The organism is Frigoriflavimonas asaccharolytica (genome assembly GCF_013294015.1).
Taxonomy (GTDB): domain Bacteria; phylum Bacteroidota; class Bacteroidia; order Flavobacteriales; family Weeksellaceae; genus Frigoriflavimonas; species Frigoriflavimonas asaccharolytica.
Map to the genome: position 1 here is coordinate 64,562 of NZ_JABSNO010000004.1, position 19,586 is coordinate 84,147.

Here is a 19,586-nt window from a genome sequence, read left to right on the forward strand (position 1 = left end):
AAAATGCCAAAAGTTTTGAACAAAAAAACTTAAATTTGTAATAGATTCTATTTTAAAATCTTAAAATGAAAAATTTACAGAAACAAAATTTTTTTAAAACTTTTGAAAATGCATTTACAGGTATATTTTTAGTAATAAAAAAAGAGCGAAATTTTCAGATTGAAATTTTCGCTCTTTTTGTAAATATATTTCTCATTTACTATTTTGAATTAAATGCTGCAGAAACTTCAATTATATTGATAGTTTGCTTCGTAGTTTTGGTAGCAGAAATGCTAAATACCGCCCTAGAAAAAATGGCAGATTTTGTAGAACCCAATTTCAACTCAAAAATTGGAATTATAAAAGATATTGCAGCAGGAGCAGTTTTGATGGCTGCGATTGGTGCGGTAATAATTGGAATAATTATTTATCAACATTATATTATGGAATTCTTCTAATTTTAAGATGAATTTCGCAGATTTTAAAAAAATAATAAATTTATATCTATGTCCGTTTTTGGTAATATCGTTACTAAATTAACACATTATTGTCATTCCGTAGGAATCTCAACGCTTTATTTAAACGGACGCTAGATTCCTACGGAATGACAAAAAACTGCATAAAAAGTTTTTTAAAATAAATTACGGGTATACATTTAGATCTATTTTTAATAGAAAAATATGCTCAATCTGCAAAATCTGCAAGAGATATATTAATTAAGACTTCAAAAAAATCTATTTAAAGTACTCCACTCCATTTTTGAAAATATTGTGGTAATTCGCATCAGGAATATTTTTAAATAAACCTTCTGCAAACCTTTCTGGATGAGACATTCTTCCGAAAATTTTTCCACTTTCACTGGTAATTCCTTCAATTCCAAACAAAGACTGATTTGGATTAAATGGCATTCCATGAGCAATATTTCCCTCAAAATCTACATATTGAGTAGCAATTTGTCCTTTATTTAATAAATCTTGCAACACCGATATTTCAGCAACAAATCTGCCTTCTCCATGAGAAATTGGAACGGTAAAAGTTTGTCCTTTCGTACCTTTCAACCAAGGACTGTCATCGTTTAGAACTTTCACATTTACCATTTGAGAAATGTGTCTTCCGACGGAATTGTGTGCTAAAGTTGGTGCATTTTCATTTAAATCCATGATTTTTCCAAAAGGCAACAAACCAGATTTTACCAAAGCTTGAAATCCGTTGCAAATACCGAGAATCATTCCATCTTTTTCTAAAAATTGATGAACAGCTTCTTTCATTTTTGCATTTTTCAACACGTTTACAATAAATTTTGCAGAACCATCTGGTTCATCTCCCGCAGAAAATCCACCAGAAAAAACGAGTATTTGAGATTGGTTAATTTCAGAAACCCAAGCATCAATACTTTCATTCATTGCAGAATTATCTATATTAATGAAGGGCAAACTTTTCACCAAAGCTCCTTCTTTTCGGAAAGCGTTTTGTGTTTCGTATTCACAATTTGTCCCTGGAAAAATAGGCGCAAAAACCTTTGCTTGCGCAATTTTATGAGATTTTATCTGAATATTTTTATTAGAAAATAAATTTTCATTTTGCTCCAATTCTACCACTACTTTTTCTGGTTCTATGGTTGGAAATAAATTTTCAAACGTTTGAATATTGGCATTTAATAATTCTTCAATATCAAATTTTTGATCTATGATTGTTAAGGATTTTTCTTCCGTAGTTTTACCTATATATCTTAATAATTCAAAATCTAATTTTTCTGAAGATTCTATTAGCAAACTTCCCACTTCTTTAGCAAAAACATCTGCTCTATCAATGCAAACTTCCGCTCCAACTCTATTACCAAAAGTCATTTTTGCGAGTGCAATTGCAACACCACCTTCTTTTATAGTTTTAGCAGAAATGATTTTTTTTGTTTGAATATTTTCATGAATGAAATCGAAAACTGAAATTAATCGATCAAAATTTGGCAATCCATTCTCGGAAATTTCATTTTTAAAATGATAAATAAAGTTGCCAGCTTTTTTAAATTCTGGGGAAATTACATTAGATTTTTCGCCGTTTGCACAAGCAAAAGAAATTAAAGTTGGCGGCACATTGATGTCTAAATATGTTCCACTCATAGAATCTTTTCCGCCAATTGCGGCCAAACCAAGCTTTATTTGCGCATCATAAGCTCCTAAAAGTGCAGCCAAAGGTTTACCCCATTTTTGCGGATTATCACCCAATTTTTCAAAATACTCTTGAAAACTCAAACGTATATTTCTAAAGTTTCCACCCATTGCTACAATTTTGGCAACGCTTTCTACAACTGCTAAATTGGCTCCAATCATTGGATTTTGTTCAGAAATTTCGGCATCAAAACCCCAAGATGCAAAACTTGCAGTTTCTATTTTTTCGGCATTTAAAATTGGCAATGTTTGCACAGAACCTTCCATCAAAGTTTGTTGGTATTTCCCGCCAAAAGGCATTGCAACGGTAGTTCCACCAACAGATGCATCAAACATTTCTACCAAACCTTTTTGAGAAGCTACATTTTTTGAAGCTAAAATTTCCAGAAAATTTTCTTTATTAAATTCTACATTTTCTAAGCTAATTTTTGCTAAATCATCTACAATTACGTCTTGCGTTTTTTTGCAACCATTGGTTTCCAAAAAGGCTCTGCTTAAATCTACTATTTTATCGCCTTTCCAGAAAATTTGCATTCTTCCAGAGTCTGTAACTTTTGCAATCTGCACGGCTACAATATTTTCTTCCTGGCAAAACTGAATAAATTTTTCTTTATCTTTTGCTTCTATCACAACAGCCATTCGCTCTTGAGATTCAGAAATAGCGAGTTCGGTTCCGTTTAATCCTTCATATTTCTTTGGTAAAACATCCAAATTTATTTCTAAAGAATCTGCAATTTCTCCAATCGCTACAGAAACTCCACCTGCGCCAAAATCGTTGGATTTTTTAATTAATCTCGTAACTTCTGGATTTCTAAATAGTCGTTGAATTTTTCTTTCCTCAACTGCATTTCCTTTTTGAACTTCTGTAGAAAGCGTTTCTATAGAGGTTTCGTCTTGTTCTTTGGAACTTCCAGTTGCACCTCCTACTCCATCTCTTCCGGTTGCGCCACCCAAAATGATCACGACATCTCCATTTTCTGGTTGCTCTCTTTTCACCCAAGATTTTGGAACTGCACCTGCAACAAAACCAACTTCCATGCGTTTTGCTTTGTAACCTTCATGGTAAATTTCGCTGACCATTGTTGTCGCCAAACCAATTTGATTTCCATAAGATGAAAATCCGTTTGCAGCTTGTTTTGTAATCGTTTTTTGCGGTAATTTTCCGGGTAAAGTTTCAGAAATATTTTCTAAAACATTGGCTGCTCCAGATAAACGCATCGCTTGAAATACAAAAGCACGACCAGACAAAGGATCTCGAATTGCGCCACCCAAACACGTGGAAGCGCCACCAAAAGGTTCTATTTCTGTAGGATGATTGTGGGTTTCATTTTTAAACAATAAATAATACGGTTCTTTTTTACCGTCAAATTCTGCTTCTATTTCGATAGTACAAGCGTTGATTTCATCGGAAATTACCAAATTATCCAACTTACCAGTTTTGTGGAAATATTTTGCAGCAACGGTAGCAAGATCCATCAAAGAAATTGGCTTTTCCGTTCTACCAAGGAATTTTCTTTTTTCTAAATAATCATTGAAAAGGGTTTCTAAAGTTTCTTTAAATTGACCATCAAATTGAATATCAGTTAGTTCCGTTTCAAAAGTGGTGTGTCTGCAATGATCGCTCCAATAGGTATCGAGAACTTTTAATTCTGTTTCGGTAGGATTTCTATTTTCTGTTTTAAAATAACTTTGAATAAATTCTAAATCGTCTAAACCAAAAGAAAAACCGTGATTCAAATAAAATTTCTCTAATTCACTCGAATTTAGCGAATTAAAATCTTCATAAACAATGACAGGTTTCGGTTGATTTTCATTTGGAATTTCTAAAACATCAAGATTTTTAACCTGACTTTCTACTTTATTAATTAAAATCTTCTTGATTTCTCCAATCTGATTTTCGGTTGCATTTTCTATCTCAATTAATTTTCCACTGCGCACTTTTGCGTCGCTTTTTCCAGTAAGTAAAGCAATGCATTGTTCTGCAGAATCTGCTCTTTGATCAAACTGACCTGGCAAAAATTCCATAGCAAAATGAGATTTTTGAGTAGGATTTGCCTCATGCACAATATCTACCACCGGATCTGCGAAAGTATTTTTTACAACTTCTTCAAAGTGATTTTCATCCAGATTGAAAACATCGTAAATATTAAATACTTTCACAGATTTCAATTCAGGAAATAATTCTTGAATTTGCTTTAAAACTTTAGCACTTTCTACATCAAATAGTGCTTTTTTCTCTACGAAAATTCTTTTGTTCATCGTTTATTTTTAATAAACTTTGTCAAAGATTTTAACTTTGACAAAGTGGAAATACATATATTATTACTCAAATTGGAAAAAAGCGAAACTTTGCAGCCCGACTTGAGTGAAGCTCTTTTTTATTGGTGGCTGAGCTTGTCGAAGTCAACAATAAAAAAAGCGGGAACGGAAGGCGGAAATGTCTGCCGTAAAAAATAAAATTTACATTCAACGAAGTTAAATGTCTGCCCAAATTATTCAAATTTTTAAAATAATAATTTTAAACCTTCAAATCAGATTTCAAACCCAGCAAATCTTTGTATTTATCCAAAATTGGTTGCACTTCATCTCTCAAAAATTCTTTAGTTTGAATTGGTGCAAAACCGATGAAGTTTTTAGGATTTAGTACTTCTTTCAATTTAGATTTATCTAATTTTAAAGTATCATCACTCATTATTCTTTCTAATAAATCGTTTTCTTTGCCTTCCATTTTCACCTTTTTACTGGCTTCCATAGAATGTACACGAATAATTTCATGGATTTCCTGACGATCTCCACCAGCTTTCACTTCTTCCATGATGATGTATTCTGTTGCCATAAAAGGCAATTCTTCCATGATGTGTTTGTGAATTCTGTTTTCATAGACCACCAAACCAGACATTACATTATCCCAAATAAGCAAAATTGCATCAACTGCCAAAAAACTTTGTGGAATAGCCAATCTTTTGTTGGCAGAATCGTCTAAAGTACGCTCAAACCATTGTGTAGCAGCAACTAGCGCGGAACTTGAAGAAAGCGACATCACAAATTTGGATAAGGCACCAATTCTTTCGCTTCGCATTGGATTTCTTTTATAAGCCATTGCAGAAGATCCGATTTGAGATTTTTCAAAAGGTTCTTCTATTTCTTTTAAATTTTGAAGAAGGCGAATATCATTAGAAAATTTGTGAGCAGATTGGGCAATATTGGATAAAAGTGCCATTACTTTTGCATCTATTTTCCGATCATACGTTTGTCCAGAAACGCCGAAAACTTTATCAAAACCAAATCTTTTAGAAAGTTCTTTATCTAAAGTTTTTACTTTACTGTAATCTCCATCAAATAATTCTAGGAAACTTGCTGCAGTTCCTGTAGTTCCTTTCACACCGCGAAAACGCAGCGTTTCTAGGAAAAAATCTAATTCTTCTATATCTAAAACCAAAGATTGCAACCAAAGTGTGGCGCGTTTTCCTACGGTTGTAAGTTGTGCTGGTTGATAATGCGTGAAACCAAGCGTTGGTAGATCTTTGTATTCATTGGCGAAATCTGATAATTTTTGAATAACATTCACCAGTTTTGCTCTCAAAATTTCCAGACCATCGCGTATTTGGATTAAATCTGTATTATCACCAACAAATGCGGAAGTTGCACCCAAATGAATGATGGATTTTGCGTCTGGCGCTACATCTCCGTATGCATGAACATGTGCCATAACATCATGACGGAATTTTTTTTCGTATTCGGCGGCTTTTTCGTAATCTATGTTTTCTGCTTGCTCTTTTAGTTGAGCAATTTGCGCTTCTGTAATATTTAAACCCAAATCTTTTTGAATTTCTGCGAGAGCAATCCATAATTTTCGCCAATTTCTAAATTTATGATCTGGCGAAAAATTGTAGAGCATTTCTTTACTAGAATAGCGCTCTTCTAAAGGATTTTTGTAAGTATTCATATAGAAAATTCAATAATTTGATACAAAAATAAGGCTTTTAAACGTAAATTGAAAGTTGCATGAGGAGAAGATTTTAATATAAAAGAAAGTAATTAATTTTATTAAAAATCTACGCAGAAAATACCAAAGTTACCGGCAAAAATTCCTAAATTGTACTCCTTGTTTTTTAATTTAGAAAAAACAATTTTATTTGGCTTAATATTTGAAAACTTGCTAAAGTTTTGTAAATTAAAAACATAAAAATCTACTTATGAAAAAATATATTATTTCTGCAGCTATCATCTTAAGTTCTGGTGCATTTGTACTTTCTACAACACAGTCTTGTACTGCATTGGCAACATCAAGTGTTGGTATTTCAATTATTAAAAATGTTCTCTTGGGTGGCATCAATAAAGCCACAAATATCTATGGTGACAAAAATGCTTTTCTAGGAAATGATCTAATAGAACAAGCAATGCCCTCTCAGTTGAGAGAAATTAATACTATTTTAGCTAAAATTTCGCCAAGTTTATTGGCCAAAGAGAAAGATTTTCTTGCCGAAGCTGCCGCTTATACGGTTAATACTTCTTCGCCAATTTTGCAAAATGCTGTAAATTCTTTAAACGCAGATGATGTAACAAGAATTATGCAAGGTGAAAAAGGTATGGGAACTCAAATATTGAGAGAGAAAAGCTATGACGCACTCGTTGCCGCTATAAAACCGAAAGTTGATGAAAAGCTTAATCAATTTGGTATCGTAAATTCTATAAATACTGCTTTGCAAGGAAGTAATTTGCTTGGGAGTTTGCTGGGAAATTCTGGTACAAAAAGTGTAGCAAGCAATGATTTAAGTACACTTGCAGCCGAACAATTGGTGACTGGCCTTTTTAGAATTGTTCAAAAACACGAAGTAGACAATTATGATAGTATCTATAAAATGATACCTACAAGTAAATAATTTAATTTTTAAAGTAATAAAAATGATAGAAGAATTTGAGGATGATTGCATCAACGAAAAATCTGAAGAACAAACGCAGAAAGATTTTTATGCATCTTTGGAAGAAAAACTGACTACAAATCATAATTTCCCGGAAGATTATCTTTTTAAATTTATATTCCCAAACAACCAGAAAAAAATGATGCAATTGTTTCAGGTTTTTGATGACTTGAAATATACCATAAGCACTAGAGAAAGCAAAAATGGGAAATATATTTCTGCAAGTATTCTAGCTTTTGTATTGGATGCCAACCAAATAACAGACATCTACAAAAAATCTGGTGTGATTGAAGGTATTATTATGCTTTAGATATTTACCAACACAAAAAGAAAAATTTTAAATTTAATAATTGTCATTTTCTTGGCTAAATGCTTAAAACAAACCTGAAATGAATATTTTAATAACTGGCGGAACTGGATTGATAGGATCAGCATTAGTGAAAAAACTTCGTGCGGAAAAACATGAGGTTCGTGTAGTATCTAGAAACAAAACCAGTGACAAAAATTCTTTTGTTTGGAACATAGAAAAAAATGAAATTGACGAAAAAGCTTTCGAGAATTTAGATGGAATCATCCATCTTGCTGGTGCATCCATTGGTGAAAACTGGACAGAAGATTACAAAAAAATATTATACAGCAGTAGAATTGATAGCGCAAATCTATTATTGAAAACTTGCAAAAATTTAAATACGAAACTAAATTTTTTCATTTCTGCTTCTGGCGTCAATTATTATGGAACATTCACTTCTGATCAAATATTAACGGAAAACGATGGTATTATTCACCAAGATTTTCTTGCGAAGTTGAGCGAAGATTGGGAAAACGCGGCCTACGAATTTTCTAATGTTGCAGATAGAATTGTTTGCGTGAGAACGGCAATGGTTCTTGCAAAAAATGGTGGCAGCTTCCCAATGCTGAAAAAAGTGGTGGATTTTAATATTGGATCTGCAGTTGGTAGCGGAAAACAATGGATGAACTGGATACATATAGATGATCTTGTAAATATGTATGCTTATTTTGTAGAAAATTCTGCTGCAAATGGGAATTATAACGCTGTTGCAGATGAGATTGAAACAAATAAAGCTTTTATGAGAACTTTGGCAAAAAAATCTAATAAATTCTTTTTGCCCATCGCCGCACCAGGTTTTGTGTTAAAAATAGTTTTTGGAGAAATGTCTTCCATTATTTTGGAAGGAACAAGAGCATCCAACGAAAAAATAAAATCTGAAGGTTTTAAATTTAGATTTCCAAAATTGGAAAGTGCGTTACAAGAATTATTGAAATAATAATTTAATCTATAAAAAAACGTACATTTTCTACAGGTCTGCAAACCATTGCCAAATTGCCTTTTACCAATATTGGCCGCTGCATTAATTGTGGATTATGCAGTATAACATCAAAGACTTCTTCCTCAGTTTGCTCAGAATATTTGTATTTTGTGCTGTATTCAGGGTCGAAATACCTTACAATTTCTTTAGCAGTCTTGCCCAATTTTTTAAGAATGGTTTTTAATTCTACCTCAGAAAGTGGATTTTTGATGATGTCTAGAATTTCGAATTGCACGCCATTTTCATCCAAATATTCTAAGATAGCTCTCGATTTTGAACAAGTATCATTATGTAAGACTTTAATCATTAGAAATAAAATTGATGATTGATAGTTGACGATTGATTTTAAAAATCTTAGGTAAATCTACTTTAAAAAACAAAGATAAAATTATATCTTTTCTTAGAAAATTTCTAAAATAATCCGTTTAATTCGGCATCAATTTTTTCTAAAATTAAACCAAAATCTTCGGGTTTGTCTACAAAATCCAAATTATCAACTTCAATGATCAGCAGTTTACCTTCTTGATAATTTTCTATCCATTTTTCGTATTTTTCGTTCAATTTAGAAAGATAATCTATAGAAATACTGGCTTCGTAATCTCGGCCTCTTTTGTAAATTTTCTTTACTAAGTTGGGAACGTCAGATTTTAAATAAATAAGTAAATCTGGTGCAGAAACGAAGTCTTTCATCAAATTGAAAACGGAAAGATAATTATTGTAATCTCTTTCTGTAAGAAGATTCATATCGTTTAAGTTTTCTGCAAATATGTGGGCATCTTCATAAATGGTTCTATCTTGAATCACATTTTTTCCACTTTCACGAATTTCTTTTACTTGTCTAAATCTACTTCCTAAAAAATAAATTTGCAAAGCAAAACTCCATTTGTTCATATCTGAATAAAAATCTTCTAGATAAGGATTGTGATCCACATCTTCGAACTGTGCTTCCCAATTGTAATGCTTGGATAGCATTGTAGTAAGTGTTGTTTTTCCGGCTCCAATATTTCCTGTGATGGCAATGTGCATACTTTAATCTGTAATAATTTCGGTTTCTTTTAGAATGGGGTAAAGATAAATTTTATTGCCATTCACTTCAAAATATGTGCTATTGTTTTTATCCACAATTCTAGCATTTTCTTTATCAAAAATAATTTTATCCCTAAATTCTGCATTAAATTTTATAATGGATTTTGTACCAATCAACAGAATTTCGTCATTTTCTCTGCGTAATCTCACACCGTTGTCTGTTGGAAAAGCATTCAGTTTTTCACCCTTAAAATTGTATACTGTAAATGCTTTATTGGATAAGATATAGATTTTTTCTTTGTAGACAATCATATCTTTCACATTTTCTACATCAAAATACATTTGATACGCTTGCAAAATATTGTCTTGTCGGAATCTGTATTGCAGCAAGCGTTTTGTACTTTCATCCAGCAACCAAATTTGCTGTTGATCTTCTACGTATGCCATTTTTATGAAACCAAACCTTCTTAAATCTACGCTTTGAATTTCTACTAAATTGGCATCTACTAATTTTATTTCTTGCGCATTTTCAGAAAAAAGTATAATATTTAATGGGTTTTGGATATCTTGAATTTTAAAAGGCAAAGTCAATCTCATTTGTCCCAATTGCTTGCCAAGAGAATCGTATTTTGAAAAATTAAAATCTTTATTTTTATACAAATACAGATTCCCATAATCGTCTGCGAAGAAATTTTTTGCTTCTTTCACTTTTAAACTATCGAAAACTAATATTTTCTGCGCAGAAATTGTACAGATAAAAAAAGTGAAAATTAGGGTTAAAAACTTCAAATTTTCTGGTTAATTTATTTTTACTTCATAAATTTTTGACCAAAGTTTGCCCGTAACAAGCATATTATCTCCTTTGAATGCGATACCATTCAGCACATCGTTTGTAGCATCTTTGGTATTTTTACTAGCCAAATCTGTAAAATCGAATTTGCCAACAACTTCTCCATTTTTAGGATTTATTTTTAAGATAATTGGTTTTTGCCAAACGTTTGCATAGATGAAACCATCGTGAAATTCTAGTTCGTTCAATTGATCGTAAGCCGAAGAATTTCCTGCTACAGAAATATATCTTATCAATTTTGATGGATCTTTCGTATCTAAGAAATACAGATTTTTAGTACCATCAGAAAGGATTAAATCTTTTCCGTTATACGTTAAACCCCAACCTTCACCTATCATATTGTTGTAAGGAAATTCGCTTAAAAGTTTTAAGGAATTTTTGTCATAAATAAATCCTTTTTTATTTCTCCAGGTTAATTGATAAATTTTATCTCCCACTATTGCAGCTCCTTCCGAAAAAATATCATCTGCTTGCTTACTTTCTGCTATAGGATTTGTAGTACCAAGATTGTATTTTATCAATCTAGATTCGCCAGTTTGGCCATCACTTTCGTAGATGGTGTTTCCTTCTAATTGAAAACCTTGCACAAAATTTTTCGGATCATGTGGATATTCTGCTACGATTTCAAATTTAAGATCTGCTTCGGGATTTTTTGCAAAAACATTGATGGTTGCATCTTGATTTAGCGTCGTTCCATCTTTTTTCTTGATGATAAATGTAACTGCATTATCTCCAAGAGTATAGAATTCATCGTCTATTTTTAATGATGATGTTTCTTTGTCTCCAAAGCTAACGCTGATAGATTCTGCATTTTTCGTAACATCTTCGGGTATTTTCAGTTCATCACCGAAATGATAACCTGTAGATTCCATTTCTGTATTGTAGGAATTGAGGCTGTTCAAAATTTCTTTGTCTTTATTACAAGAAATCATCAAAACAGAAAATAGGAATAACAAAACTAACTTTTTCATCAATAAAAATTTTGTCAAATTTACTGAAAAAAGAAATAGTACATTTGAAAATCATTTTTAAATTTTTGATAAAAAACATTGATATGCAAAACGAACTTTTTTCTTTTCAAAGGTATTTTGATAAAAGAAAAAATAATAAATATTAAATCATGAGTATTGATAAAATTTTCAAGAAGGTTGCGATTGAATTGCCCCAAAGTGATAAAAATCTAATACAAAAATATTTTACATTTTCTAAATACCGTAGAAATGATATTTTAATTAATGATAAGGAAGATTGCAGCAAAATGTACTTCATATATAAAGGTGCACTCAGGATTTTCTATTTTACTATAAATGGTTTAGAATGCACAAGAAAATTTGGACTGGAAGGCGAATTTTGTACAAATCTTATTTCGTTTACAAGGCAAAATAAGAATGTAGAAAATATAGAATGTTTAGAAGATTGCCTACTTTATTACATTACAAGAGAAAATTTTTATTTAATACTTTCTCAATCGCCCAATCTCACGCATTTATATTCTAAAATTTTAGAGAAAACAGTGAAATTTAATATTGATCGGTTTCAATTTATGACGACATTAAATGAAAAGCAACGCGTAATAAAATGCCTACAAGAATTTTCTGAAATAAATAGGCGTGTAAAAGATAAAACCATCGCAACCTACTTAAATGTAACGCCGCAATACTTTTCTAAAATTAAGGCTGAATATTTTAAAAATAAAAAAACTTCTCCATAGAAGTTTTTTTTGGTTCATTTCTTAATCATAATTAAGTTTTTTACGTAAAGTCTTATCTATTTTTACAAAAAAGTAAAATTATGAGAAAGTATTTTGTTCTATTTTTAGTTTTGAATGCAAGTTTAATTTTTTCGCAACAAAACAAAACACCAATTATCTATGCTGAGTCTATTTTTGGATACGGCGGAAAAATAGGAGGAGATTCTGGTTTTCTTATTGGTGGTGAAGCAAATTATCAAAACAAAAACAATCTTTTTTCTGCAAGATACATCAATAATGCACAAATAAATATTGGTCTTGTGCAATTAGCGTTGATAATTCCTTTTCCTGTAACAAAAGAAAAAAATAATATGCAAGAATATGCTTTATTATATGGAAAACGTTGGGTTGTAAACGGACATTCTTTTAGCGTTTTAGGTGGTATTTCAATCGTACAAAATCAGCAAATCATTTTTTTAGAACAAAACCAAAAAATTGACAATAAAGAAAACTTCATAGGTTTCCCTTTCGAAGCAAATTTTAGTTTATTTAAAAGTAAAAAAGCACCTTTTAGAGTGCTTTATGGCTTAATTCCAATTGGCAAACCCACCACTTTTGGCAGAAGTTTTGGGATAAAACTTGTTGGCAATATTTCTAAAAAATCATACGTAGGTTTAGGTTTCGTGTATGGTTTGGGTATTCACAAAGAATATTAAACAGTCTTCATTTCTTAATCATGATTAAGTTTTTATCCAAAAACTACAGGTAATGTTACTGAATAATTAAAACAAAATATTATGAAAAATCTAATCACATTAATTTTCTGTGCTTTTTTAACCTTAAACTGCAGCAGAAACTCTGGAACAGATGATACTGGACAACAAGACCAACTACCTGCTGCTACGCAAATTGGTGCAAATACTGCTGGTTGCTTAGTAAATGGAAAAGTACTTTTGCCAAGAGGACAAAAAATACAAAGTGGACCTGTATTGGCATCGCAATATCAATTTTTAAATGGTGGATTTCATTTCGGATTAAATATTCAAGATAATTCCAATAATATTTTAAAAAGTGTAGGAATTGGGTCGGATAATCTAAATTTTGAAGTAGGTAAAACATATGTTTTAGAAGAAAATTTAAATAATAATACTCAAATAAAAGCATATGCACATTATGTTAACTACGATATTGGATATTACAAAACTTCAAATAATGTTTTAGGGGAAATTAAAATCACAAATTTAAACACAAATAATAACATTATTTCTGGAACTTTTTGGTATGATGCAGTTAATGCAAACGGTGAAAAAGTAGAAATAAGAGAGGGTAGATTTGATGTACACTATGCACCTTAAATTAATATTATTATGCTATACAATTCCTATTACTAAAAGGAAGACGATTGGCGTCGCCTTCCCAAATAATTCAAAAGCAAACAACTCTAATTATTTAACTTTTAAAAATTCAAATTTATGAAAAATTTCAACAAAATACTTTTTTGCTGCTGTCTATTTTTTTTTAAAAACCACGTATTACATTTATCTACCATTTAAACAAAATATTATGAAACTACAAAACCCAAAATTCTTTGATTTTAAATTTAAATTGATGAATAAAAATGTACTCCTTATTCTTTTCTTTGTAACGGTTCTTGTGCAATGCGCACGAAGTTCCGAAGATAGCACCCAAGATGCGTACAATCCACAATTACCTGCAATTACAACAACGGGTGCGAACACATTTGGTTGCAAAATTAATGGTGTTGTGATGGTGCCAAGAAACTCTATTGGTTATATTCCACCGGGAAGTAATCATTATCCTATAATTGTTGCAGGTAGTTCTAATAATGAATATCTTTATATTCAAGCCGCCGATAAAAGAGAAACTAAACGAGGTGGAGTATTTATTTATTTGCAAAATTTATCTGCAAACAACTATTTTCAAACTGGCGAATATGAGATTTATGACGGAATTTCACCAAGTTTTTTAAATGACAATTATAATAATTATATATATATCACTGCTTTTAAAGATGGAGTTGTTAATAATTACAAATCTATTGCTGGAACTGGAAAAATAGTACTGCTTAAAAATGATAATGCCATTCTTTCCGGAACTTTTTTTTGCAAAGCAAGAAATGTTCAGAACCCAAATGATATCATAGATATAACAGATGGGAGGTTTGATTTTGGAAACACTATAAATAGTACAAACTTTCCTTAAAATAAAAGGACCAACTGCAATTGCTCCCAAATTAAATAGCAATCTAATCAAAAATTTAAACCATTTAATATTACAAAATTATGAAAATAATCTCTTTTTCTTTTAATGAATGTTTTTACCAAAAATACATTATACTTTTATCTAACTTTTAACCAAAAATATTATGAAACTACAAACCCCAAAATTCTTTGATTTTAAATTTAAATTGATGAATAAAAATCTACTGCTACTTCTTTTATGTGTAACGGTTCTTGTGCAATGCGCACGAAGTTCCGAAGAAAGCACCCAAGATGTGTACAACCCGCAATTACCTGCAATTACAACAACGGGTGCGAATACCTTTGGTTGCAAAATAAATGGTGTTGTGATGGTGCCTAGAAACTCTATTGGTTATATTCCACCGGGAAGTAATCATTATCCATGCCATTATGCAAATGAAAATAATAACTATCCATTTGAAATTCTTTCTGCTTATGATTTAAGAGAATCTAAAAGAGGTGGAGCATATATTTATTTGCAAGGAGTACCAAATTATAATACTCCCATTCCAATAGGAGATTATCCTATTTTTAATGGAATAATTCCTCAAAATCCAGATTTCAATGATAATTATAAAACATACATTCTTTTCGTCTTCTATGATGCACAGGGAATAGGTCATAATTATGTTTCAATAGAAAATACTGGATACATAAATGTCATAAAAAGCGACGCCCAAATTCTTTCAGCAACATTTAGTTGCAAAGCAAAAAATGTTAGCAATGCTAACGAAATTATTACAATTACTGACGGAAGATTTGATATTAATAAAAATACAATTGGGATTACAAATTTTAATTAATTTCCCTTAAAATAAAAGGAGCAACTGTAATTGCTCCCAAATTAAATAGCAATCTAATCAAAAATTTAAACCATTTAATATTACAAAATTATGAAAAATTATGTTTCTATTCTTATGCTATTTTGTGCACCATTCTTATTTGCACAAAATTTCAATTGGGACACTGCGTTATCCCAAATCTACGTTCCAACCTCTGGCTTTTCTCCACAAAAAGTTTTGCTAGATAAGGCGCCAATGTTTGCAGATCTGTATAATTTTAATTATCCGGAACACAACATCAGCAACGCAGATCATTTTCAACAATCGCTATCAGAATTGTATACTGCATCAAGCAACCAATATTTTGCAAACCCTACTACGTTGCCCAAATTCGAGCAAGTGATTGGTACTGCAACAGAAATACCCATAGGTATTTTATCTACGAAAACTAGTTATTTAAACTATGATGACGAAAATAACAATAATGGAAATTTAAGACTTGTAAATGGTGTATTTTCCGCAATTAATAATATAAATCCAAAATTTATAGAGAAAGATCTGTTGGTAGTATCAACGCTATTTCCTGCTTTTACTAGCGGTACCAACAATTTTACTTTCAAAATAGATACAAATCAATTTTATCAATATGGAAATACCATCCAAAAATTGGAAGCGAATTTTGGAGATGGTGTTTGGCATTTATTGGTGAATAATTACGTTGTACAGCCAGCAGTTTCTGTAAATTTGAATATTACCAGTGTAGAAAAAAAAACAATTAATTATAGGGCTGTTTTGCAAAATGGCAGTACAATAAATACTCCTCTACCATTTTGCTTTCCAAGAAAATTGTAGATATAGGTTCAACTACTAAAGGTGGCGTATGTGGGATATCTCCATTACGCAAACACCGCTCTACGATAGCAGATGCAACTGGAATATATGGAGAAGTAGAATACAAAATATTCTATGGCAATCAAAATACTTCTTGTAGTGCTAGAAAGCCAATAATAATAGTAGATGGCTTTGATCCGGACGATAGTAGACGTATTTCCTTCGCAGATTGTCAGAATGATGCGAGATGTGTCGATGCAAATCCAAATTTAACAGAGGGTAATTATTTATCAATTGAAAGACTAATGAGATACAATAATGGAACAACTAACCAACCTTCTTTAATTGAAGATTTAAACCAAGAAAATTTCGATGTCATTTTAGTAAACTTTCCGTATTATAATAAAATTGAAAACAATCCAAATTCTGAACAAATATGCGCTGGAGCAGATGATATTTTTAGAAATGGTAAAACATTCGCTTCCTTCATTCAAAAAATAAATACAGATCTGCAATCTGTAGGAAGTACAGAAAAATTGGTAGTTGTAGGTCCGAGTATGGGTGGTCTTATTACAAGATATGCTTTGTCTTATTTAGAAAAGCAAGGTATAAATCATAATACAAAACTGTGGGTTTCTATGGATAGTCCGCACAAAGGTGCCAATATACCACTTGCTGTGCAGCAAGATATCTGGTTCTTTGGTAAAAAACTAAAACAGTTGAAAGCAAATCTGCAATTCGATAATACATTGCATTCGAAAGCCGCCGAACAGATGTTGATTGATATTATAGATTTTAATGGGTCGCCAACCAAAAATGTTAAAAACGATGCATTTCAAAGTGAAATGAACGCTAATGGTGTTTCTGGTTCCTCTGGCTTTCCTGTATCGTTTGGTATAAAAAATATAGCAATAGCAAATGGCTCACTTGCAGGAATATTGAATGTACAACCAAAAGAAAACTTTTTACATATTGCTGCAAGTGCTAAAATAAGACTTTTCGGAATAAGAGTTGGTAGAAAGAGAATTTTTAATTTAAATAATTTTTACATGCCAAATTTTGGAAGTAGCACTGTTTTAACTCAACTTCAAGGCAGAAACCCAGATGAAAATGTGGGTGATACATCTTATAGCACTACAATAAATTCATGGTGGAATGCAAATGGCAGTATGGATGCTGTTCCTGGTGGATCAACGAATTCTTCCAATGATTTAAAAGATATAGTGAATGGAAGTTTAAATAATCAAAATGCATTTACATTTCCTATTCCTGGTATCTATTGGTTAACAACTGATAGTAATTTAATAATAGATAATATAGTTCCTACTAATCAAACTTCTATTTTAAGTCCGCAATCGTTTATACCAACCCATTCTTCTTTAAGTACAACTGGTTTTTCAAATTGGTATCAGCCAATAAATAAAAACATTGTTTGTTCTGGACAAACACCATTTAATAGTTTTTTTGGTGAAGGAGTAAATATGGAACATGTAACATTTTCTAATAATATGGTGACATGGTTGAAAAATAATATTGTGAATGGTTTGCAATCTCCTTGGTTTCCAATTGAAGATTCTGCACTATCTGGCGCCGATATAATTTGTGAAAATTCTACAAGCACCTACAGTTTTTCAGATATTTGTAAACTTCCAAGTGGTGCAAATTGGACATTGAATAATAATTTTGCTCAAATTGTTTCATCCACTGCTTCAAGTGTAACACTTAAAGGTCTTTTAAATGGTGGTATTACACTGACGGCTACATTTCAAAACGGACAAACATTAACAAAAAAAATCTGGATTGGTAAACCAAAAGTATATGTAAGTCAGGATCTTGTAGATTACGTGCATGCAACCTTAAAAAGTGAAGACCCAAATGTAACCTTGGCAGAACAAGGTGTAAATCCTACTGATGTAATTTGGAGAAGATTGTCTAATAATCTAACACAAATAGGTTACAAATATTTCTTCCCTACATTTACCAATCCCATTCCTGTAGAAGTGAAGGCTACCAATCTTTGTGGTACTACTACCTTGCAATATACAATAGAATACGAATCTCCTTGTGGAGAGTATAAAATAGCGAAATATACTGGAGAAGCTACTTATAAATTTGTAGATCCTTGCCCACCAGAACAGAATAGAATATCGAATGATGGTGGAAGTGAAAATAAAATCATTGAAATATCGGATATTTATGGCAGAGTAGTATTAAGAACAAATAAAGATATTTTTGATATTTCTAAACAACCAATTGGTACGTACTACGTAAGAGTAATCAAAAATGGAAAAATAATACATACCCAAACATTACTAAAGAATTAAATAAATGAAAAAATAATGCATAAACATAACCAATAAATAGGCTATAATTCATAAACGAGTAGAAATTTCTACTCGTTTATTATGAAAACTAAATTTTAAAAAATTAAATAAAAATTAAATTCGTATTTTTGATTCATAAGAAAATTTATGAAAGAAGCATTTATAATAGACGGAACCAGATCTGCAATCGGGAATTTTAAAGGGAGTTTGGCTGCCGTGAGAACAGATGATTTGATGGCAAGCGTTATTAAAAATTTAATAAAGAAAAATCCAGAATTACCTTTAAATAAAATAGATGATGTCATCATTGGTTGTGCCAATCAAGCAGGAGAAGACAATAGAAACGTGGCAAGAATGGCTTCGCTTTTGGCTGGTTTGCCATGGGAAGTTCCAGGAGAAACGGTGAACAGACTTTGTGCATCTGGAATGTCGGCAATTGTGCAAGCATACAGAGCAATAAAATCTGGTGAAGGAGATTTATTTATTTCTGGCGGTGTAGAAGGTATGAGCAGAGCGCCTTATGTAATTTCTAAAACCTCATCGGCTTTTGGTACAGATTCTAAAATGTATGATAGCAGTTTTGGGTGGAGATTCATCAACCCAGAAATGGCAAAATTATACGGAACAGAAGCCATGGGAAATACGGCAGAAAATTTGGCTCAATTGTATAAAATTAGCAGAGAAGAACAAGATGAATTTGCTTATCAATCTCAAATGAAAGCTAGCGCTGCACAAAATAGGGGAAGATTTGCGGAAGAAATTTCTGAAATTTCCATTCCTCAAAGAAAAAAAGATGATTTAATAATTAAAATAGACGAATTTATAAGACCAGAGACCACACTAGAAGTTTTGGCAAAATTGCGTCCCGCTTTTTTAAAGGAAAATGGAAGCGTAACCGCCGGAAATTCTTCTGGATTGAATGATGGTGCAGCTGCAGTTTTGATAGCTTCTAATGATGGCTTGAAAAATTATAATTTGAAACCATTGGTAAGAATTGTCAGTTCTGCAGTGGTAGGTGTAGAACCAAGAATAATGGGAATTGGTCCTGTAGAAGCTAGTCAATTAGCTTTAAAAAGAGCCGGACTTTCTTGGAATGATATAGATGTGATAGAATTGAATGAAGCTTTTGCCGCGCAAAGTATTGCTTGTTTGAAGGAATTAAAAATAGAAAATAATGATCCTCGGGTAAACATCAATGGCGGTGCAATTGCTCTTGGACATCCACTGGGAATGTCTGGTACAAGAATTACGTATTCTGCAGCTTTAGAACTTCAAAGAACTGGAAAAAGATATGCGTTGGCAACGATGTGTATTGGAGTTGGACAAGGCTACGCGATTATTTTGGAGAATATGAATTTCTAAAATTTTCACCTCATATTTAATTATTAAAACAAGAAAAAGCGGTAAAAATTTTACCGCTTATTTCTA

18 protein-coding genes are annotated in these 19,586 nt (G+C 31.6%); 12 read left to right on the top strand and 6 right to left on the bottom strand.

Annotation, left to right across the window (positions count from 1 at the left end; genetic code table 11):
• Window positions 1–65: 65 nt before the first annotated feature.
• Window positions 66–437, top strand: coding sequence for a diacylglycerol kinase family protein (locus HNQ03_RS03605; RefSeq protein WP_173778293.1), 372 nt, complete (start codon window positions 66–68; stop codon window positions 435–437).
• 276 nt (window positions 438–713) lie between these two features.
• On the opposite strand, the gene HNQ03_RS03610 is transcribed toward HNQ03_RS03605, so the two are convergent.
• Both HNQ03_RS03610 and purB read right to left on the bottom strand, forming a co-directional pair.
• Window positions 714–4,403 carry a phosphoribosylformylglycinamidine synthase gene (locus HNQ03_RS03610; protein ID WP_173778294.1) on the bottom strand — a complete coding sequence of 1,230 codons (3,690 nt, stop codon included), beginning with the start codon at window positions 4,401–4,403 and terminating at the stop codon, window positions 714–716.
• A 259-nt stretch (window positions 4,404–4,662) separates the two neighbouring features.
• Window positions 4,663–6,090 carry an adenylosuccinate lyase gene (gene purB / locus HNQ03_RS03615; RefSeq protein ID WP_173778295.1) on the bottom strand — a complete coding sequence of 476 codons (1,428 nt, stop codon included), beginning with the start codon at window positions 6,088–6,090 and terminating at the stop codon, window positions 4,663–4,665.
• Between the two features lie 250 nt (window positions 6,091–6,340).
• Between purB and HNQ03_RS03620 the strand changes: the two genes are divergently transcribed.
• From HNQ03_RS03620 to HNQ03_RS03630, 3 genes are all read left to right on the top strand, one after another.
• Entirely contained in the window at window positions 6,341–7,027 is a 687-nt protein-coding gene (locus HNQ03_RS03620; RefSeq protein ID WP_173778296.1) for a DUF4197 family protein, read from the top strand.
• A 22-nt stretch (window positions 7,028–7,049) separates the two neighbouring features.
• Window positions 7,050–7,376: a DUF493 family protein gene (locus HNQ03_RS03625; RefSeq protein WP_173778297.1), complete on the top strand. Its 327-nt coding sequence runs from the start codon at window positions 7,050–7,052 to the stop codon at window positions 7,374–7,376.
• Between the two features lie 79 nt (window positions 7,377–7,455).
• Window positions 7,456–8,352 carry a TIGR01777 family oxidoreductase gene (locus HNQ03_RS03630; protein ID WP_173778298.1) on the top strand — a complete coding sequence of 299 codons (897 nt, stop codon included), beginning with the start codon at window positions 7,456–7,458 and terminating at the stop codon, window positions 8,350–8,352.
• Between the two features lie 4 nt (window positions 8,353–8,356).
• Here HNQ03_RS03630 and HNQ03_RS03635 read toward each other — a convergent pair whose 3' ends face one another.
• From HNQ03_RS03635 to HNQ03_RS03650, 4 genes are all read right to left on the bottom strand, one after another.
• A complete protein-coding gene (locus tag HNQ03_RS03635) occupies window positions 8,357–8,701 on the bottom strand; it encodes an ArsC/Spx/MgsR family protein (protein ID WP_173778299.1) in 345 nt (114 codons plus the stop codon).
• Window positions 8,702–8,805: 104 nt separating this feature from the next.
• Window positions 8,806–9,420 (bottom strand): deoxynucleoside kinase, encoded by a 615-nt coding sequence (locus HNQ03_RS03640; protein ID WP_173778300.1) that lies wholly within the window; start codon window positions 9,418–9,420, stop codon window positions 8,806–8,808.
• Window positions 9,421–9,423: 3 nt separating this feature from the next.
• Complete coding sequence (locus HNQ03_RS03645; RefSeq protein ID WP_317170343.1) at window positions 9,424–10,128, bottom strand: hypothetical protein; 705 nt, start codon at window positions 10,126–10,128, stop codon at window positions 9,424–9,426.
• A 90-nt stretch (window positions 10,129–10,218) separates the two neighbouring features.
• A complete protein-coding gene (locus HNQ03_RS03650) occupies window positions 10,219–11,241 on the bottom strand; it encodes a glutaminyl-peptide cyclotransferase (protein WP_173778302.1) in 1,023 nt (340 codons plus the stop codon).
• 149 nt (window positions 11,242–11,390) lie between these two features.
• On the opposite strand from HNQ03_RS03650, the gene HNQ03_RS03655 reads away from it, so the two are divergent.
• The 8 genes from HNQ03_RS03655 (at window position 11,391) to HNQ03_RS03690 (ending at window position 19,520) form a co-directional block, all read left to right on the top strand.
• Window positions 11,391–11,981 carry a Crp/Fnr family transcriptional regulator gene (locus tag HNQ03_RS03655; RefSeq protein WP_173778303.1) on the top strand — a complete coding sequence of 197 codons (591 nt, stop codon included), beginning with the start codon at window positions 11,391–11,393 and terminating at the stop codon, window positions 11,979–11,981.
• An 80-nt stretch (window positions 11,982–12,061) separates the two neighbouring features.
• A complete protein-coding gene (locus HNQ03_RS03660) occupies window positions 12,062–12,676 on the top strand; it encodes a hypothetical protein (RefSeq protein WP_194305152.1) in 615 nt (204 codons plus the stop codon).
• Window positions 12,677–12,757: 81 nt separating this feature from the next.
• Window positions 12,758–13,315: a DUF6252 family protein gene (locus tag HNQ03_RS03665; RefSeq protein WP_173778304.1), complete on the top strand. Its 558-nt coding sequence runs from the start codon at window positions 12,758–12,760 to the stop codon at window positions 13,313–13,315.
• 208 nt (window positions 13,316–13,523) lie between these two features.
• Window positions 13,524–14,183, top strand: a complete 660-nt coding sequence (locus HNQ03_RS03670) for a hypothetical protein (protein ID WP_173778305.1) — start codon at window positions 13,524–13,526, stop codon at window positions 14,181–14,183.
• Window positions 14,184–14,346: 163 nt separating this feature from the next.
• A complete protein-coding gene (locus HNQ03_RS03675) occupies window positions 14,347–15,024 on the top strand; it encodes a hypothetical protein (protein WP_173778306.1) in 678 nt (225 codons plus the stop codon).
• Between the two features lie 90 nt (window positions 15,025–15,114).
• The gene (locus HNQ03_RS03680; RefSeq protein WP_173778307.1) at window positions 15,115–15,855 is read left to right on the top strand and encodes a hypothetical protein; all 741 of its coding nucleotides are present in this window, start codon (window positions 15,115–15,117) and stop codon (window positions 15,853–15,855) included.
• Entirely contained in the window at window positions 15,834–18,158 is a 2,325-nt protein-coding gene (locus HNQ03_RS03685; protein WP_173778308.1) for an esterase/lipase family protein, read from the top strand. The genes HNQ03_RS03680 and HNQ03_RS03685 overlap by 22 nt, the downstream gene beginning before the upstream one ends.
• Window positions 18,159–18,305: 147 nt before the next feature.
• On the top strand, window positions 18,306–19,520 hold the full coding sequence (locus HNQ03_RS03690; protein WP_173778309.1) for an acetyl-CoA C-acyltransferase: 1,215 nt from the start codon (window positions 18,306–18,308) through the stop codon (window positions 19,518–19,520).
• The last annotated feature ends 66 nt before the right edge of the window (window positions 19,521–19,586 follow it).

What these genes read in the sequence shown, in the direction of transcription:
- HNQ03_RS03605 (WP_173778293.1), top strand. Translation starts at nt 66, where the DNA reads ATGAAAAATTTACAGAAACAAAATTTTTTTAAAACTTTTGAAAATGCA.
- HNQ03_RS03610 (WP_173778294.1), bottom strand. Translation starts at nt 4,403, where the DNA reads ATGAACAAAAGAATTTTCGTAGAGAAAAAAGCACTATTTGATGTAGAA.
- purB (WP_173778295.1), bottom strand. Translation starts at nt 6,090, where the DNA reads ATGAATACTTACAAAAATCCTTTAGAAGAGCGCTATTCTAGTAAAGAA.
- HNQ03_RS03620 (WP_173778296.1), top strand. Translation starts at nt 6,341, where the DNA reads ATGAAAAAATATATTATTTCTGCAGCTATCATCTTAAGTTCTGGTGCA.
- HNQ03_RS03625 (WP_173778297.1), top strand. Translation starts at nt 7,050, where the DNA reads ATGATAGAAGAATTTGAGGATGATTGCATCAACGAAAAATCTGAAGAA.
- HNQ03_RS03630 (WP_173778298.1), top strand. Translation starts at nt 7,456, where the DNA reads ATGAATATTTTAATAACTGGCGGAACTGGATTGATAGGATCAGCATTA.
- HNQ03_RS03635 (WP_173778299.1), bottom strand. Translation starts at nt 8,701, where the DNA reads ATGATTAAAGTCTTACATAATGATACTTGTTCAAAATCGAGAGCTATC.
- HNQ03_RS03640 (WP_173778300.1), bottom strand. Translation starts at nt 9,420, where the DNA reads ATGCACATTGCCATCACAGGAAATATTGGAGCCGGAAAAACAACACTT.
- HNQ03_RS03650 (WP_173778302.1), bottom strand. Translation starts at nt 11,241, where the DNA reads ATGAAAAAGTTAGTTTTGTTATTCCTATTTTCTGTTTTGATGATTTCT.
- HNQ03_RS03655 (WP_173778303.1), top strand. Translation starts at nt 11,391, where the DNA reads ATGAGTATTGATAAAATTTTCAAGAAGGTTGCGATTGAATTGCCCCAA.
- HNQ03_RS03660 (WP_194305152.1), top strand. Translation starts at nt 12,062, where the DNA reads ATGAGAAAGTATTTTGTTCTATTTTTAGTTTTGAATGCAAGTTTAATT.
- HNQ03_RS03665 (WP_173778304.1), top strand. Translation starts at nt 12,758, where the DNA reads ATGAAAAATCTAATCACATTAATTTTCTGTGCTTTTTTAACCTTAAAC.
- HNQ03_RS03670 (WP_173778305.1), top strand. Translation starts at nt 13,524, where the DNA reads ATGAAACTACAAAACCCAAAATTCTTTGATTTTAAATTTAAATTGATG.
- HNQ03_RS03675 (WP_173778306.1), top strand. Translation starts at nt 14,347, where the DNA reads ATGAAACTACAAACCCCAAAATTCTTTGATTTTAAATTTAAATTGATG.
- HNQ03_RS03680 (WP_173778307.1), top strand. Translation starts at nt 15,115, where the DNA reads ATGAAAAATTATGTTTCTATTCTTATGCTATTTTGTGCACCATTCTTA.
- HNQ03_RS03690 (WP_173778309.1), top strand. Translation starts at nt 18,306, where the DNA reads ATGAAAGAAGCATTTATAATAGACGGAACCAGATCTGCAATCGGGAAT.